The organism is Catellatospora aurea, from assembly GCF_042663325.1.
Lineage (GTDB): Bacteria > Actinomycetota > Actinomycetes > Mycobacteriales > Micromonosporaceae > Catellatospora > Catellatospora aurea.
Map to the genome: position 1 here is coordinate 52168 of NZ_JBHTAC010000019.1, position 15798 is coordinate 67965.

Consider the following 15798-nt stretch of genomic DNA (forward strand, 5'->3'; position numbering starts at 1 on the left):
AGGCGGGCAGCCGGTCGGCCGCGCCGCCCAACTCACTCGGCGGAGTCGTCAGGGCCCGGTCGGGCCGTGAGCGGTCTTGCGGAATCTGTGGTGCGCGGGCTCGGTCGGAGCTCGCCCTCGGCCCCGCGCGGCGGCGGGGTGCGGCCGGAGCGCTCGTTCGCGATGAGCTCCTCCAGCCAGCGGACCTCGCGGTCCGCGGCATCCAGGCCGTGTCGCTGCAGCTCCAGGGTGTACGCGTCGAGCCGTTCCGCGGCTCGGGCGAGCACCTCCCGGAAGCCCTCCCGGCGTTCCTCCACCTTGCGGCGGCGGCCCTCCAGGATGCGCAGGCGGATGTCGACGTCGGTGCGGGAGAAGAAGGCGAAGTGCACGCCGAACGCGGCGTCCTCGTATGCCTCCGGCCCCACCTGCGCCAGCAGGTCCTGGAACCGCTCCTTGCCCTCGGCCGTGATCTTGTAGACCACCCTGCCCCGGCGACTGGTCAGCGGCGGTACGTCGGCGTCGCCGGCGGGGGTCTCCCCGGCCTCGGTGATCCAGCCGGCGGTTTGCAGCCGTCGCAGTGTGGGGTAGAGAGAGCCGTAGCTGATCGCCGCGCGGATCGCGCCCAGCTTGGTGCTGAGTTGCTTGCGCAGCTCATACCCATGCATCGGGGACTCATGCAGCAGGCCGAGGATGGCCAGGTCGAGCATGTCGGCCACCCCCTCTGATCGGTCTCGCGGTCTGGGTCTTGATGCGCGATGTATCGCGCCGATACATCGTTACGTTAGAACGGGGTGACGGGTCGAGGCAATACAACGGTGCTGATGATCACCGGAGCCGATGATCATTGAGCGCTCGGCTTGGTGCTGGTCACGCTGTGTAACGGCGGTCGCGGCAGGCCGGACGAGGGGTTACCCTCCTTTTCATGCGCGCGCAGCAACGGGTCTCTGCGTCGCCTCGTGCCGCCCAGCGGCGAGGCGACGGATTCGTTGACTATTCCCTCCAGCGGCGAGCTCTGCTGCGTGAGGTGTACGCGGGAAGGGTGGGCACGTCAGAGGTGTGCGATGCCTCGCCCTACCTGAAGAGCGCGGCTCGATTCCATGGCGAGGCCACCGAGAACCGGTGCCCCATCTGCCGGCGCGAGTTCGTGATCAACGTGCACTACATCTACGGCGATCAGCTCAAGAACTCCGCGGGTCAGGCGCGCTCACGCGCCGAGCTCGCGGTGCTGGCCGACACGCTGGGTGAGTTTCAGGTCTACGTGGTCGAGGTGTGCCGCGGCTGTGACTGGAACCACCTGGTGGAGCAGTACCTCTTGGGACGCGCACACAGGACAGCCCCCCAGCTGTCAGCGGCTGCCGCCACCGCCCCATCCCCGACCGGAACGGTGTGACAGATGACTTCGTACGGCGACCCTCACGCCGGCAACGGGTATGACGACGAGCAGTATCGTCAGTCATACCCGGCCCCCGTGCAGAATTCGGGCCGCGCCTCGGTGCCATCCGACGACTACGGCTACGACTACTCGTCGAGCGACCAGGCGGACTACGGGCAGTACTCCGCCGGCAGCGGCGGATACGCCCAGGGCGGCGGCTACGGCGGCGCGGACCAGAACGGCTATGGAGACCAGGGCTACGGCCAGGCTCCCGTGAACCCCCCGATCAGCCCGGCGGCCGGACGTGCCAGCGTCGGCGCCTCCGCCGGACGGGCGACCGTCGGCGGCAGCGCCGGTCGGGCCAGCGTCGGCGCTCCCGCGGGCCGCGCCAGCGTGCCCGGTGTCGCGGGACGGGCCAGTGTGCGCCCCGCGGGCCTCGACATGGAGGACGACGCGCAGCCGGCCGGCAAGGGCAAGAACGCCAAAGCCGGTAAAAACGGCAAGTCCGGTAAGAAGAAACGCAACAAGCTCACCATCGCGCTCGCCTCGGTGGCGGTGCTGATCATGCTCGCCGGCGGCGGGATGATCGCCTTCACCTCGTTCCTGAGCGGCGTGCCCGAGCCGGGCGAGTTCAAGACGCAGGAGAACACGCTGATCTTCGCCTCCGACGGCAAGACCCAGGTCGCGCAGCTCGGCACGGAGAACCGCCGCATCGTCGACATGAAGGTGCTCGACAAGAAGGTCAAGGACACCCTGATCGCGGGCGAGGACCAGGAGTTCTACAACCACGACGGCATCGACCTGTGGGGTATCGCGCGTGCCGCGTGGAACAACCTCACCGGCGGAGCGACCCAGGGCGCCTCGACGATCACCCAGCAGTACGCACGTGCCGCAGCGCAGGACCTCGAGGTCAGCTACGCCCGTAAGCTGCGCGAGGCGGTCTGGGCGCGTGAGCTTGAGCAGGAGTACTCGAAGGACGACATCCTCGGCTTCTACGTCAACACCGCCTACTTCGGTCGCGGTGCGACCGGCGTGGGCGCGGCGGCCAAGGCGTACTTCGGTCCTGGCGTCGATGCGGAGAAGTTGACCGTTTCCCAGGCGGCGCTGCTCGGCGCTGTGCTCAAGCAGCCCGAACCGCAGTGCGGTGACGTGGAGCTCAAGGACTGCCAGTACAAGGGCTACGACCCGCAGAACGACGAGGCCGCCGCCAAGGACCGCTGGAACTACGTGCTCAACAGCGTGGTGAAGATGGGCACGCTGACTCAGGCCGAGGTGGACCAGGTCAAGGCCGAGGGCTTCCCGAAGACGGTCGCGTTCACCCCCGGCGGCAAGAACAACGCCACCTGGGGCATCAAGGACTCCAGCACCGGTCCGGTGATCAACTACATCAAGAAGGAGATGGAGACTCCGGAGGTCAAGAAGGCGCTGGAGGCCATCGGCGTCACGGACTGGAAGAACGGTGGTCTCAAGATCACCCTGACCATCGACGCCAAGGCGCAGGCGGATCTCGAGACCCGGCTCCGCCGGGAGTACGTCGTCGTCGAGGTCTGCAAGGACAAGAAGAACAAGGTCGTTCCCTTCACCATCGCCGAAGACGGCAAGACGAGGCTGGGCAAGGACGGCAAGCCGCTGGCGGTGGACCTGAAGACGTCCGACCCGAAGAAGATCACCTGCGGTCCGGTGGTATCCAAGGAGACCACTCCGAAGACCTCGATGCTGTACAAGTACCCCAAGAACGTCACGGCGGCGGCTGTCGCGATCAACCCGCAGACCGGTGCGGTGCTCGCCTACTACGGCGGCATGGACGGCACCACGTACGACAAGGCCGGCAAGAACGGCGAGGGCGGCCCGTTCGTCGGCGGCGGGCACTCCCCCGCATCGTCCTTCAAGATCTACACGCTGGCCGCAGCGGTCCAGGCGGGTATTTCGGTGGAATCGCACTGGGACCCGACCCCGTTCAAGCCGAAGGGCGCGAAGACCGAGATCCGCAACGCGGGCCGGGACGGCGCTGACGCGGGTTGCCACACGAACTGCACCCTCAAGCTGATGGCGCAGAAGTCCTACAACGTGCCGTTCTACAAGGTCACCGAGAAGATCGGCCCGGCCGCGGTGCTGGACATGGCGGCCAAGGCCGGCGTCAGCATGATCTGGGACGACGGCAACAAGGCGTACGACCTCACCAAGAAGAAGGGCAGCGAGATCCCGCTCGGCCCGCACGTCGGCTTCGGCCAGTACCCGATCACCGTGCTGGACCACGCCTCGGGCATCGCGACCTTCGCGGCGAACGGCATCTACAACAAGCCGCACTTCGTTGCCAAGGTCGAGCGCAAGGTGACCGAGGGCGGCAAGAGCGTGTGGAAGCCGGTTCCCGGCACCGGTCCGAAGATCAAGGGTAAGCAGACCATCGACCCGAAGGTCGTCGGCGAGGTCAACGCGGTGCTGGAGAACTACAGCGGCACGAAGCTGAGCAACCGTGACTCGGTCTCCAAGTCGGGCACCTGGCAGGCCGGCAACCAGTGGGCCGGGCAGAACTCCAGCGCCTGGTACGTGGGCTACACACCGCAGATCGCGACCGCGGTCTGGGTCGGCAACTACGTGAACGAGTCCGAGCCGATCAAGGACCCGGGCGGAAACAAGATCGGCAGTGGCGACCTGCCGAAGGACATCTGGAAATCGTTCATGAACAAGGCCAACGAGGTGCTCAAGTTCGGCCCCAAGCCGATCGAACGCGGCTGCGGCGGCTGCATCGGTGACCCGGACGCCGGCGACGGCAAGGAGACCACGCCGACCCCGGACCCGGGTGCCTGCTTCCTCAACCCGAACCAGCCGGGCTGCGAGAACCAGCCGGGCGGCCCGGGCGGCCCGGGTGGTCCGGGCAACAACCCGAACCCCTCGCCGACGCCGTCGGGCACCGGGGGTGGCGGGATCTGCATTCCGAAACCAGGCAAACCCTGTCCGTGACAGATGCGTGAACGAAGAGGGGCCCCCGCGGGGGTCCCTCTTCGTTTCCAGGGGGTACGCGGGGCTTGCTGCACTTCCCAGAATTCTGAGGCAGGATGTCGGGCTATGAGTGATGTTCGTGAGCACGTGGTGTCCCCCGCCAGGGAGGACGGCTTCGTCCGGGGCCTGGCCGAGGCGATCGGCGGACCGCGTGGTGAGCATGCCGTGCCCGAGACGCCGCAGCGCGGCGGGCGGTTCTGGACGGCCGCGCGGATCGTGCTCGCGCTCACCTGCCTGACCCTGGCACTGCACTGGGTCCAGAAATCGCCCTGCCGGGACGGCGCCTGGGCGGACTACAAGCAGTACACCCACTTCTGCTACACCGACGTGCTCGCGCTGTACTACGCCGAGCACCTCAACGAGGGCGCGGTGCCCTACGTCGACTACCCGGTCGAATACCCGGTGCTGACCGGCGCGTTCATGGGCGCGCTGGGCCTGCCGATCCACGCGCTCGGCGAGAAGAACAGCGCGATCCCGCAGGCGACGCTGTTCTACGACACCAACGCGTTCGTGCTCAGCCTGTTCGCCATCGCCACGGTCGCCATGATCCTTTCGCTGCGAAGGCGCAGACCCTGGGACGCGGCACTGTTCGCGCTGTCACCCGTGCTGTTGGTGACCGCGACGGTCAACTGGGACCTGCTGGCCATCGTGCTGGCGGTGGCCGGGATATGGCTGTGGGCGAAGAAGTATCCGGTCGCGGCGGGAGTGATGCTCGGACTGGGCATGGCGGCGAAACTCTGGCCGGCCTTCCTGTTCCTGCCCATCCTGATCGTCGCCGTGCGCTCCCGGCAGTACGCGGCACTGGTCAACTCGATCGCCGCGGGGGTGATCGCCTGGCTGGCGGTGAACGTGCCGGTCATGCTGATCAACTTTGAGAACTGGCGGCGCTTCCTCGACCTCAACTCCGAACGCATCATCGACTGGGGCACCTCCTGGTACGTCGGCCGCCACTTCGACCCGTTCGGGCTGGAGCTGTGGAACAACGTCCCGCTGGTGACGAACCTGTCGCTCGCGCTGTTCGCACTGTGCTGCGTGGGCCTGCTCGTGTTCGGCCTGCGGGTGAAGACGCCGCCGCGGCTGGCGCAACTGGCGTTCGTGGTCGTCGCGGTCTTCCTGATCACGAACAAGGTGTGGTCGCAGCAGTTCACGCTGTGGCTGCTGCCCCTGCTGGTGCTGGCCCGCCCGAAGTGGCCGGCGTTCCTGGCCTGGCAGCTCGCCGAGGTCTGCTACTTCGTCGCCTTCTACGGCGAGCTGATGGGCGCCTCGGGCAAGCAGGTCTTCCCCGAGTGGGTGTTCGTCTTCGCCTCGATGATGCGGCTGTCCACCGTGATCCTGCTGGTGGTGCTCGTGATCCGGGACATGGTCCGCCCGGAGCTCGACGTCGTCCGGCAGGCGTACGCCGACAGCGACACCCCCGACCCGGACGGCGGCCCGGCCAACGAGCCGCTGGAACCCGAACCGGCGACCGGCCGTCCGGTCGCCGCGATCGCCTGACGGCTCGACGAACTTAAGCGAGAGCCCCCGCCACCCGGGATCGTCTCCGGGGTGACGGGGGCTCCGTCGTGTCCGCCGCCTACGACAGCGTGAAGACCACCGCGTCCGGGGCGTCGGTGCGCTGCACGCCGAGCCCGTCGGCGGGCGCGGTCAGGGCCGGCTCGTACGGCGTGCCCTTGGCCTCCTCGCGAAGCACCAGCACGGTCTTCACCCCGAGCTCGCGCAGCCGGTTTACGCTCGCCTGGTCGGGGAACGTCTTGGTCAGCTCCCGGATCTCGTTGAGCGTGGTGGGGGTGAAGCCGCTGTTGCCGTTCACGATCGGATCCAGCCGGTCCGTCGACCAGACCATCACCTTCATGTCCATCAGCGGGTCGCTGGGCAGCACCAGCATCGGGGCCTGCGCGGTCGCCATGGACGGCGGCTGCAGCGGCACCACCGGGTGCTCGGTCACGTTCAGGCCCTCGGCGATCACCAGGAGCAGCGGCAGGAACGTGGCCAGCCGCAGCAGCGGGTGCGGCCGGGCCGGCACCCGGTCCTCCGACACCGTCTTGGCCTGCTCGACGAACGCGGTCACCGCTCCGGCGGCCAGGATCGCCAGCAGCAGCGTCGTCCAGATGACCAGCCGGCCGGGGGTGCGGATGCCGCTCCAGCCCGGGAGGATGTCGTACAGGGTCATGTAGCCGGGACGGCCGCCGAAGAACTTCGTGCCCATCGCCAGGATCACCGACAGCACCACGCCGCTGAACAGCAGCATCCGCTTGCGCAGCGTCCAGGCCGACATGACCAGGCCGGCGAAGGCGAGGCCGTACAGCACGAACCCGGGCAGCAGGCTGGTCTCCCCCGCCGCGCCGCCCAGCACCTCCCGCGCTCCGGAGTGCGCCTCACCCCACGGCATGGACTGGGCGGGGCTGGTGAAGAAGCCCAGGATCGGCGGGGAGTAGAAGTCGACCTCCCAGTCCGAGCGCTCGGCGTACGGGTGCAGCTCCAGGACCTTGAAGTAGGCCAGCGCCATGAGGCCGCCGACCGCGGCGAAGACCAGGCCGCCGACCACATCGGCCGAGAACAGCTTCCAGCCGAACGGCTTCGGCTCGCTCCAGACCCACTTGCTGCGCACGAAGTACGTGATCGCGCTGACCAGCACGATCCCCGCCAGCACGTACGCGAACGGCAGGCCGATGCCGAAGCCGAGGCTGATCTGCCACGCGGCGACCAGCCAGCCCGCCAGTGCCCAGCCGGGCTTGCGCAGCTCCGGCCGGTAGCCGTGGCGCAGCGAGAAGCCGTGGCCACGGGCCAGCATGGCCAGCGCGAGGGCGATGCCGCCGACCGACATCACGTGCATGTGCCCGGCCTGGGCCAGCCGCCACGGCGCGTACGCGAACGCCGCGCCCGCCACGGCGGCCCCGGTCTTGCCCGAGCCGAGCTGCCGGAGCAGCACGTATGCCCCGAAGAAGGCGAGCGCGTGCAGCAGCACGTACATGATGTTGTAGCGGACGAGCGCGGCTTCCAGCCCGGTGCCGAACAGGCCGGCCGGGGCGTAGCCGAGCAGGGTGTCGGAGAAGGCGAAGCTGTACTTCTCCGGGTAGAAGCTGTTCGAGTGCCACAGCTGGGACCAGTCGGTCTTGAGCACGTGCCCGGACCACGCCATCTGCCACGCCTGCAGGGTGGGGTCACCCGTGTCCTGCGGGATCGTGTACGCCGCGTAACGCAGCGTGGGCCACGTCATCGCGACGGCGAGCGCCAGCGACGCGTACGCGGCCAGCGCCCACTCGTGCAGCAGCACGAAGCGGGTGCCCCGCAGCACGCGGCGCAGCCGGGTCGGCGTCTCCTCCGCCGTGTCCGGGCCGAATCGGGCGAAGGCGTCCTCCTCGACCGGCTGCGGATCCGGTGCGGCGTGGCGAGGGGCAACCGGTTCCTTGACGGCGGTCGGCTCCTTGGCGGGCGCGGCGTCGGTCCCGTTCACAGGTTCCCCTCTACTGGTGTGCGCGCAGGTACGCGATGTCGGCGGACTGACCCTCCACCCCACCTGGCGTCTCCACCACGGCAGGCGCACCGGCGGCGCGCACCACGGCGGCCACCAGCTCGGGGTCGATCATCCCGGGTTCGTCGTTCATGACTGTCAGATTGTCGTGCCGATCGCGGCCGGAGTCGAATCCATCTCGCGATCCGTTCGCGTGCACGAGATCGATGCGCCCCGTGATGGCCTTCACCCGGTCCACGATGTCGAGCAGCTTCTCGCCGCCCGCGTGGGCGTGGCAGGTGTCCAGGCAGAAGCCCACGCCGAACTCGCCGACCGCGTCCCACAGCCGGGCCAGCTCGTCGAAGCGCCGCGCGCAGGCGTTGTCGCCGCCGGCGGTGTTCTCGATCAGGACCCGGGTCGGCAGGCCGCCCTTGTCCTGCGCCTGCTGCAGGGCCTTGCGCCAGTTGTCGATGCCGACCGCGACGTCCTCGCCCTTGTTGACGTGGCCGCCGTGCACGATGAGGCCCCTGGCGCCCACCGTGGCCGCCGCGGCGGCGTGCTGGGCGAGCAGTTTGCGGCTGGGGATGCGGATCCGGTTGTTCGTCGATGCGAGATTGAGCACATAAGGGGCGTGCACGAAGATCTCCATCGCACTGGCCCGCAGCGCCTCGGCGTCCGGCCGGGTCTCCGGGGCTTTCCAGCCCTGTGGATCGGCGAGGAAGAACTGCACGACATCGGCGTTGCGCGCGGTCGCCTCGGCTAGTGGATCTTCATAATCGACGTGAGCCCCGATAAGCATTCGACCAGTATTACCGCTCCGCGCGGCGGGCGCTGCGGTCGCATGCGCAACCGGAGCCGGTTTGTTGCGTTGATTTCAATGCCGCACCGTGCTCCCCCAGCCGGGGAACAGCGAGGCGTGCCTCCTCGCCCCCCGCGAGGCGACCGGAATCCGGGGCGCACGCCCCAGGGGGAGATGCGTCATGTCGTACGCCATCCGTCGGCGAGCCGCGGCCTTCGCGGCGGCCGGCCTTCTCGCGGGCCTGCCGCTGCTCGGCGCCAGCCCGGCCGGTGCCGCCGAGCCCGAGGCGGCGCCCGGCGTCAGCTTCAGCGGCGGTGGGCTGGGCCTGCTGCTGTGCGGCTCCAAGCCGGCCACCACGAAGATCACCGTCGCCGCGGAGTCGAAGGTGCGCCTCACCAACGGCCTGGGCCAGGGGGCGACCCTGCAGATCGACGGCAAGGACAGCGCGGACGTCGCCGACGGCGAGACGGTCGAGGTGCAGTTCCACCGCGGCCCGGTCAAGGTCGCCATGGTGCCCGAGTGCCTGCTGAACCTGAACCCGACCTTCGAGCCGCTGACGGTCGAGGTCACCAGCCGCTCTACGTCGACCCCGTCCAGCTCCGGCTCGACCAGCGGGCAGGGCAGCAGCAGCAACAGCGGGTCGACCCCGACCCGCAAGCCGTCCGCGAAGCCCAGCCCGACGAAGGCGGCGAGCCAGCCGAGTTCCAGCCGCTCGACCAGCCGCAACGACACGCCGCCGACCTCGAGTGACGAAGGTCCCGAGGTGGCCGACCCCACGGCGACGCTGTTCCCCATGCCCGGCGACGGCGATGACGACGGCGACGGCGTGGAGCAGTCCCCGGCGACGGTGTCGGTGGTCGGCGGCGACGGGAAGACGCTCGACTCGACGCGGGTGTCCTCCACCTCCCCCGACAAGGGTCCAATCGGACTTCTTGCAATTATCGCGACAGTGTGTGTCGTTGGTGTGTCAGCTGGAGCAATCCGCGCTATTATCGCTCAGCGAGCAACTCGGGCAGAGTTCGCGTAGTATTACAGATACTCCGCGGGGTGTTCTCTCCAACATCGTCGGTGTGGTCGTTCCTCCCCAGGTCCCACCCAGCAGTTCGGAAAGAGCGCCCCGCGGTCCTCCTCACGAGACGCGGTCACCTGGATCAGGTGGCCGCGTCTCGCCGTCTGTCGACATCCCGACGCCGGCCGCGCGCGGGTGGGGCGGCGACCGCGGGCGCAGGCGGGCGACCAGGTAACATGGTCGGGTTCCGTGTGCCGCGGGCAGATCCCGCGGCATTCGCATGGAACGACGCAGACCTCCTGCTACGGACAGTCCGTAGCCGAAGAGGCCGGTCAACGGCCTCGCCAAGCCCATAGGAGGTGAGTACGTCTTGCGTCACTACGAAGTAATGGTGATCCTCGACCCCAGTCTCGAGGAGCGCACTGTTGCCCCGTCCCTGGACACGTACCTCAACGTGATCCGGACCTCGGGTGGTTCGGTCGAGAAGCTCGACGTGTGGGGCCGTCGCCGGCTCTCCTTCGAGATCAACAAGAAGGCCGAGGGCATCTACGCCGTCATCGACCTGCAGGCCACGCCTGCGGCCGTTGCCGAGCTGGACCGCCAGCTGCGACTCAACGAGTCCGTGCTGCGCACCAAGGTCATCCGTCCGGAAGTTCGCTGACCTTCCCGACACCCGCGACGCCCGGACCACTTCACGTGTGCTGTCGCATCCCTGTGGGAACCTTTGCGGCAGAACAAATGTGAACCGAGGAGAAGGTCATGGCTGGAGAAACCACCATCACGGTCATCGGCAATCTTGTCGACGACCCTGAGCTGCGCTTCACCCCGTCGGGTGCGGCTGTGGCGAAGTTCCGTCTCGCTTCGACCCCCCGCACGCTGGACCGCGCGTCCGGCGAGTGGAAGGACGGCGAGCCGCTCTTCCTGTCGTGCAACATGTGGCGGCAGATGGCGGAGAACGTAGCCGAGTCGCTGCAGAAGGGCTCCCGCGTCATCGTCTCCGGACGGCTGCGCCAGCGGTCGTACGAGACGAAGGAAGGCGAGAAGCGCACGGTCTACGAGCTGGAAGTCGACGAGATCGGCCCGTCGCTGCGGTACGCCACGGCGAAGGTGCAGAAGATGTCGCGTTCCGGCGGCGGAGGCGGTGGGGGCTACGGCTCCGGCTCCGGCGGCGGCGGCAACAGCTCCGGCGGCGGAGGCTTCTCCGACGACCCGTGGGCGACGGCTGCTCCCGCAGGCGGTTCGGGTGGCAATTTCGACGACGAGCCACCGTTCTGACAGGTGACCGTGCACGGTCCCCGGTCAGTGGAAACAGACTGAGGTAGAGATCATGGCGAAGGCTGCGGCCCTGCGCAAACCGAAGAAGAAGGTGAACCCGCTCGACAAGGAGGGGATCACCTACATCGACTACAAGGACACCGCGCTGCTGCGCAAGTTCATCTCCGACCGCGGCAAGATCCGCGCTCGGCGGGTGACCGGCGTGACCACGCAGCAGCAGCGGCAGATCGCTCGTGCGGTCAAGAACGCCCGTGAGATGGCGCTCCTGCCGTACACCACCACCGGTCGCTGAGAGGAGGGCACCTGATGAAGATCATTCTGACGCACGAGGTGTCCGGTCTCGGCACTCCCGGCGACATCGTTGAGGTCAAGGACGGCTTCGGCCGCAACTACCTGCTCCCCCAGGGTTTCGCGATCCTGTGGACCAAGGGCGCCGAGAAGCAGGTCGAGTCGATCAAGCGGGCCCGCGGGGCTCGTGAGGTTCGCGACCTGGGCCACGCCAACGAGATCAAGTCGCAGCTCGAGGGCCTGAAGGTCACCCTGTCGGCGCGTGCCGGCCAGGGCGGTCGCCTGTTCGGCTCCGTGACCGCGACCGAGGTCGCCGAGGCGGTCAAGACCGCCGGCGGTCCGGTGCTGGACAAGCGCAAGATCGAGCTGCCGTCGGCGATCAAGTCGACCGGTGGCTACACGGTGCAGATCAAGCTGCACCCGGATGTGACCGCCAAGTTCAACCTGAACGTGGTCGCCGCCAAGTAAGACCCCGCAACAAACAGCAGGCCCCCGGACCACGGTCCGGGGGCCTGCTGCGTCCCACCCCACCGGGCCAGCCCGAACCGGGCCGCAACTCTTAAAGAGTTGCGGCCACGAGCCGGGCTGGAGACCGCGACTCTTTAAGAGTTGCGGCGGGGGTGGGTCAGGACAGGCGCTGGGCGGTGTGGATGAGGTCGACGAGGTCGTCGACCGGGCGCTCGTCGAGGCGGCCGGCGGCTTCGTCGGCGATCTTCGCGAGGTCGCCCAGGTTCACGGCGCGGGCACCGTCACCGCCGCGCAGTGCCACAGCGAAGAACGCGGCCGCGTAGCAGACCTTCAGCCGGGAGTCGGCCGAGGCGAACTCCCCGGACAGGTCGCCGGCCGCGATCGACTCATACGTCTCGGAGGGCTGCTTCGTGCTCGGGTCCAGCCATCGCACGCGCACCTCCGCGATCCGGCCCGTCGCGCCCGGCTTGAGCCGCACCAGGTACAGGGCGGTCACCGAGTGGCCAGGGCCGACCTCGCCGCCGTCGACCCGGTCGTTGCGGAAGTCTTCGTCGGCGACCTGCCGGTTCTCGTACCCGACCAGCTCGTACGACGCGACGGTCGCGGCGTCGAACTGGACCTGCGCCTTCGCGTCCAGGGCGCGCAGCGCCAGCGTCGCGGGCAGCCGCCGCACGAAGACGTCCCGGGCCTGGCGGCGCTCGGAGACGTACACCACGAACCCGTCGCCACGGTCGGCCAGCCGCTCCATCAGCTCGTCGCCGTAGTCGCTGCCGACACCGACGCCGAGCAGCGCGATCTGCTTGTCGGCCTCCTCGCGGACCTGGCGCAGCAGCCGGTCCGCGTCGGTGGTGCCGGTGTTGGCCAGACCGTCCGACAGCAGGATGACCCGGTTGCTGGAGCCCGCACGGAAGCCGTCCCGCGCGGTCTCATACCCGGTGACCAGGCCGTCGCCGAGGTTGGTGCTGCCGCCTGCCCGCAGCGAGTCGATGGCGTCGTGCAGCCGCTGCTTCTCGGCGACCCGGGTCATCTCGCGGACCACCTTGGCGCGGTCGTTGAAGGTCACGATCGCCACCGCGTCGCTGGGCCGCAGCTGGTCGACGAGCGTGTGCAGAGCGTCCTGCACCAGGTCGAGACGGTCGGGGTCGGCCATGGAGCCCGACACGTCGATGACGAACGTGAGCGCGGCGTCCTTGCGCTGCTCGCTGTCCTCACCGCGGGTCTGCAGGCCGATGCGCAGCAGCCGGGTGTCACCGGTGGTCTCGTGCGAGGCGGGCAGCCGGGTGCCGTCCACGTGCACGGCGAAGCCGTCGCCCTTCGGCTGCGGGTAGTGCTGGTCGAAGGAGTTCACGAACTCCTCGGGCCGCACGGTGTCCGGGTCGGGCCGCCGGCCGTCGCGCAGGCGGCCGGCGGCGTAGCCGTACGAGGCGGTGTCCACGTCGAGCGCGAAGGTGGACAGGTCGTCGCGCGACGGGCGCTGCGGTCCGGTCTCGTTCTGCGCGCCGTCGCCCCGGCTGGGTGGATGTGGGGAGCTGTTCGGCGCATCGCTACCGCAGCCGGCCAAGGCGAGCAGGGCGCAGACGACTACGGCGGAGCTTCTCAGTCTCATCGGGACCTCCCGTGAAGCCGGTCCGGGCCGGGTGATTCCGGCCGGGTCGGATACCGGACTTCATGGGAAGCGCAGTGATGATCATTTACCGCTTCCGTGGCATACCTGAGATGAAAGCGGAACCGGTCGTGACCAAACCGTGCGCTCGCCGTGATCTGGCGAGAATGCCTCAGATGATGCTGAGCAGGACGGTCGTCGCGCCGCCCGCCACCACGGCGGAGCAGAAGCCGATCGTGGCCGGACGCCAGCTGTCGCTGGCCCAGCGCAGCACCGCCGCCATGGCGAGCGCGCCGAGCAGCGCCAGGCCCCAGCGCGGGGACCCGGCGATGAGGTCGCCGAGCGCGGCCGACCGCTCCGACTCGCAACCGCCGAGCCCGGCGGCCACGCAGGCGGGGTCGGACCGGCCGGAGAGCAGCAGCGCGCGCACGATCAGCACCACCAGCGGCACGGCGTAGAAGCCGGCGGCCCACAGCAGGGCGGTCCAGTAGTCGCGTTCGGTGCGGGACGGCTCGTCGTAGCCGGTGCCGTAGCCCGGACGCGTCTCCGGCGTGTGGACGTTGGCGAGGTTGTCCGGCCAGCGGTCGTCGTAGCCGTCGTAGTTCTCGCCGGTGACGTACGTGTGGAAGCCGGCGTCGGCGGGCTGGCCGTAATCCGCGGCCTGGCCGTAGTCGTCGGCGGTGCCGTACCGGTCGACGGCGTTGCGCTGCCGGGGGATGGTGGGGTCCGACGGCCCCGGCCAGCCGCCCGCCCGCACGTTGGGCGCGGCAGGCGGCTGCGCTCCCCAGCCGTCGTTCTGTGACGACCAATCCGGATATCCCACGGTCGGAGCCTGGCGGAGACCGATATCTCAGGCAATCCCCCGAACCGGCGAGAATAGGCAACTGGCGATCTTATGACCCGCGCCACGCCAGATAAAAAATCTTGAAAAGAATCTTGTTTGCACAGCCTGTGTGAATCGAAATAGCAGGTCAGCGCGTTATCCACAGCCTGTGGGGGAAAGTTGTCCACAGGCTGTGCACAGGGTCCCCCACAGGCTGGGGCGGGTTGTCCACAGGTTGCCCCCAGTCTTGTCCCCGTGGGTGTTTGTGCGGGGTGATTCACGCGCCTAGGGTCAATCGAATCGGGTTGTGAGGGGAGGCGCCGTGACATCGGTCGGGGACGGCGTACGCGGGCAGTTCACCGCGGTCCAGGCAGCCCCGGCGGCCGAACAGGTGCCCTTCGAGAAGACCCCTCCGCAGGACGTCGCCGCGGAGCAGTGCGTGCTCGGCGGCATGATGCTGTCCAAGGACGCCATCGCCGACGTGGTCGAGATCCTGCGGGCGAACGACTTCTACCGCCCCGCCCACTCCACCATCTTCGACGCCGTGCTCGGCCTCTACGGCCGCGGTGAGCCCGCCGACGCGATCACCGTCGCGGCGGTGCTGGAGAGCGCTGGCGACCTGGCCCGCATCGGCGGCGCGCCGTATTTGCACACGCTCATCTCGACGGTGCCCACCGCCGCCAACGCGTCCTACTACGCCCGCATCGTCAGCGAGCGCGCGGTGCTGCGCCGGCTGGTCGAGGCCGGCACGAAGATCGTGCAACTGGGCTACGGCTCCGCGGCCGGCTCCGGCCGTGACGTCGACGACGTCGTGGACCTCGCCCAGCAGGCGATCTACGACGTGACCGAGCGCCGGGTCAGCGAGGACTTCGCGATCCTGGCCGACATGATCCAGCCGACGCTGGACGAGATCGAGGCGGTGGGCGCGGCCGACGGCAGCATGCGCGGCGTGCCGACCGGCTTCAGCGACCTGGACCGGCTGCTGAGCGGCCTCCAGCCCGGCCAGCTCATCATCGTTGCCGGGCGGCCCGGTCTGGGCAAGTCAACTGCGTCAATGGATTTTGCCCGTCACGCTGCGGTTCGTGCCGACATGGCCAGTGCCATCTTCTCGCTGGAAATGTCGAAGACCGAGATCGTGATGCGTCTGCTGTCGGCGGAGGCGCGGGTGCCGCTGCACGTGCTGCGCTCCGGGCAGCTGTCCGACGACGACTGGACCAAGCTCGCCCGCTGCATGGGCGAGATCTCCGAGGCGCCGATCTTCGTCGACGACACGCCCAACATGAACCTCATGGAGATCCGGGCCAAGGCGCGCCGCCTCAAGCAGCGGCACAACCTGAAGCTGATCGTCGTCGACTACCTCCAGCTGATGAGCTCGCCGAAGAAGACCGAGAGCCGCCAGCAGGAGGTCTCCGAGCTGTCGCGTGGCCTGAAGCTGCTGGCCAAGGAGGTCGAGTGCCCGGTGATCGCGGTAAGCCAGCTGAACCGTGGCCCCGAGCAGCGCACCGACAAGCGGCCGCAGCTGTCCGACCTGCGTGAGTCCGGCTCCATCGAGCAGGACGCCGACGTCGTGATCCTGTTGCACCGCGACGACTACTACGACAAGGAGTCGCCGCGCGCGGGCGAGGCCGACTTCATCGTGGCCAAGCACCGTAACGGCCCCACCGACACCATCACCGTCGCCGCGCAGCTGCACTTCTCGCGCTTCGTGGACATGGCGATCTGACCGCAGGC

At 68.8% G+C, this 15798-nt stretch carries 14 protein-coding genes; 9 read left to right on the plus strand and 5 right to left on the minus strand.

The genetic code is table 11. The annotated features are described in order from the left end of the window. Positions 1 to 32 precede the first annotated feature (32 nt). On the minus strand, positions 33 to 686 hold the full coding sequence (locus tag ACFQO7_RS19825; RefSeq protein WP_308440459.1) for a PadR family transcriptional regulator: 654 nt from the start codon (positions 684 to 686) through the stop codon (positions 33 to 35). A 215-nt stretch (positions 687 to 901) separates the two neighbouring features. Between ACFQO7_RS19825 and ACFQO7_RS19830 the strand changes: the two genes are divergently transcribed. From ACFQO7_RS19830 to ACFQO7_RS19840, 3 genes are all read left to right on the plus strand, one after another. Further along, positions 902 to 1369, plus strand: coding sequence for a DUF5318 family protein (locus ACFQO7_RS19830; protein WP_203695073.1), 468 nt, complete (start codon positions 902 to 904; stop codon positions 1367 to 1369). 3 nt (positions 1370 to 1372) lie between these two features. Further along, positions 1373 to 4312 carry a transglycosylase domain-containing protein gene (locus tag ACFQO7_RS19835; protein WP_376807727.1) on the plus strand — a complete coding sequence of 980 codons (2940 nt, stop codon included), beginning with the start codon at positions 1373 to 1375 and terminating at the stop codon, positions 4310 to 4312. Positions 4313 to 4417: 105 nt separating this feature from the next. Beyond that, a complete protein-coding gene (locus tag ACFQO7_RS19840; protein WP_376807728.1) occupies positions 4418 to 5845 on the plus strand; it encodes a glycosyltransferase family 87 protein in 1428 nt (475 codons plus the stop codon). Positions 5846 to 5924: 79 nt separating this feature from the next. Here ACFQO7_RS19840 and ACFQO7_RS19845 read toward each other — a convergent pair whose 3' ends face one another. Together ACFQO7_RS19845 and ACFQO7_RS19850 are read right to left on the minus strand one after the other, a co-directional pair. Then, positions 5925 to 7805, minus strand: coding sequence for a hypothetical protein (locus ACFQO7_RS19845; protein ID WP_376807729.1), 1881 nt, complete (start codon positions 7803 to 7805; stop codon positions 5925 to 5927). 10 nt (positions 7806 to 7815) lie between these two features. Continuing rightward, complete coding sequence (locus tag ACFQO7_RS19850; protein WP_376807730.1) at positions 7816 to 8601, minus strand: deoxyribonuclease IV; 786 nt, start codon at positions 8599 to 8601, stop codon at positions 7816 to 7818. 181 nt (positions 8602 to 8782) lie between these two features. Here ACFQO7_RS19850 and ACFQO7_RS19855 point away from each other — a divergent pair, with 181 nt between their 5' ends. The 5 genes from ACFQO7_RS19855 to rplI all read left to right on the plus strand — a co-directional run bounded on the left by ACFQO7_RS19855 (position 8783) and on the right by rplI (position 11641). Further along, positions 8783 to 9628, plus strand: coding sequence for a hypothetical protein (locus ACFQO7_RS19855; RefSeq protein ID WP_376807731.1), 846 nt, complete (start codon positions 8783 to 8785; stop codon positions 9626 to 9628). Positions 9629 to 9980: 352 nt separating this feature from the next. Then, positions 9981 to 10271: a 30S ribosomal protein S6 gene (rpsF, locus tag ACFQO7_RS19860; RefSeq protein ID WP_120317645.1), complete on the plus strand. Its 291-nt coding sequence runs from the start codon at positions 9981 to 9983 to the stop codon at positions 10269 to 10271. 98 nt (positions 10272 to 10369) lie between these two features. Then, positions 10370 to 10885 carry a single-stranded DNA-binding protein gene (locus ACFQO7_RS19865; RefSeq protein WP_376807732.1) on the plus strand — a complete coding sequence of 172 codons (516 nt, stop codon included), beginning with the start codon at positions 10370 to 10372 and terminating at the stop codon, positions 10883 to 10885. A 52-nt stretch (positions 10886 to 10937) separates the two neighbouring features. Further along, positions 10938 to 11177 (plus strand): 30S ribosomal protein S18, encoded by a 240-nt coding sequence (gene rpsR / locus ACFQO7_RS19870; protein WP_120317647.1) that lies wholly within the window; start codon positions 10938 to 10940, stop codon positions 11175 to 11177. 14 nt (positions 11178 to 11191) lie between these two features. Beyond that, the gene (gene rplI, locus ACFQO7_RS19875; protein WP_360523351.1) at positions 11192 to 11641 is read left to right on the plus strand and encodes a 50S ribosomal protein L9; all 450 of its coding nucleotides are present in this window, start codon (positions 11192 to 11194) and stop codon (positions 11639 to 11641) included. A 157-nt stretch (positions 11642 to 11798) separates the two neighbouring features. Here the strand turns inward: rplI and ACFQO7_RS19880 are convergent, their stop codons facing one another. Together ACFQO7_RS19880 and ACFQO7_RS19885 are read right to left on the minus strand one after the other, a co-directional pair. Further along, on the minus strand, positions 11799 to 13247 hold the full coding sequence (locus ACFQO7_RS19880; RefSeq protein WP_376807733.1) for a vWA domain-containing protein: 1449 nt from the start codon (positions 13245 to 13247) through the stop codon (positions 11799 to 11801). A gap of 169 nt (positions 13248 to 13416) precedes the next feature. Further along, complete coding sequence (locus ACFQO7_RS19885) at positions 13417 to 14067, minus strand: hypothetical protein (RefSeq protein WP_376807734.1); 651 nt, start codon at positions 14065 to 14067, stop codon at positions 13417 to 13419. A 307-nt stretch (positions 14068 to 14374) separates the two neighbouring features. Here ACFQO7_RS19885 and dnaB point away from each other — a divergent pair, with 307 nt between their 5' ends. Further along, positions 14375 to 15790 carry a replicative DNA helicase gene (gene dnaB / locus ACFQO7_RS19890; protein WP_425546925.1) on the plus strand — a complete coding sequence of 472 codons (1416 nt, stop codon included), beginning with the start codon at positions 14375 to 14377 and terminating at the stop codon, positions 15788 to 15790. The last annotated feature ends 8 nt before the right edge of the window (positions 15791 to 15798 follow it).

What these genes read in the sequence shown, in the direction of transcription:
- rplI (WP_360523351.1), top strand. Translation starts at nt 11,192, where the DNA reads ATGAAGATCATTCTGACGCACGAGGTGTCCGGTCTCGGCACTCCCGGC.
- ACFQO7_RS19850 (WP_376807730.1), bottom strand. Translation starts at nt 8,601, where the DNA reads ATGCTTATCGGGGCTCACGTCGATTATGAAGATCCACTAGCCGAGGCG.
- ACFQO7_RS19830 (WP_203695073.1), top strand. Translation starts at nt 902, where the DNA reads ATGCGCGCGCAGCAACGGGTCTCTGCGTCGCCTCGTGCCGCCCAGCGG.
- ACFQO7_RS19880 (WP_376807733.1), bottom strand. Translation starts at nt 13,247, where the DNA reads ATGAGACTGAGAAGCTCCGCCGTAGTCGTCTGCGCCCTGCTCGCCTTG.
- ACFQO7_RS19865 (WP_376807732.1), top strand. Translation starts at nt 10,370, where the DNA reads ATGGCTGGAGAAACCACCATCACGGTCATCGGCAATCTTGTCGACGAC.
- rpsR (WP_120317647.1), top strand. Translation starts at nt 10,938, where the DNA reads ATGGCGAAGGCTGCGGCCCTGCGCAAACCGAAGAAGAAGGTGAACCCG.
- ACFQO7_RS19825 (WP_308440459.1), bottom strand. Translation starts at nt 686, where the DNA reads ATGCTCGACCTGGCCATCCTCGGCCTGCTGCATGAGTCCCCGATGCAT.
- ACFQO7_RS19835 (WP_376807727.1), top strand. Translation starts at nt 1,373, where the DNA reads ATGACTTCGTACGGCGACCCTCACGCCGGCAACGGGTATGACGACGAG.
- ACFQO7_RS19840 (WP_376807728.1), top strand. Translation starts at nt 4,418, where the DNA reads ATGAGTGATGTTCGTGAGCACGTGGTGTCCCCCGCCAGGGAGGACGGC.
- ACFQO7_RS19855 (WP_376807731.1), top strand. Translation starts at nt 8,783, where the DNA reads ATGTCGTACGCCATCCGTCGGCGAGCCGCGGCCTTCGCGGCGGCCGGC.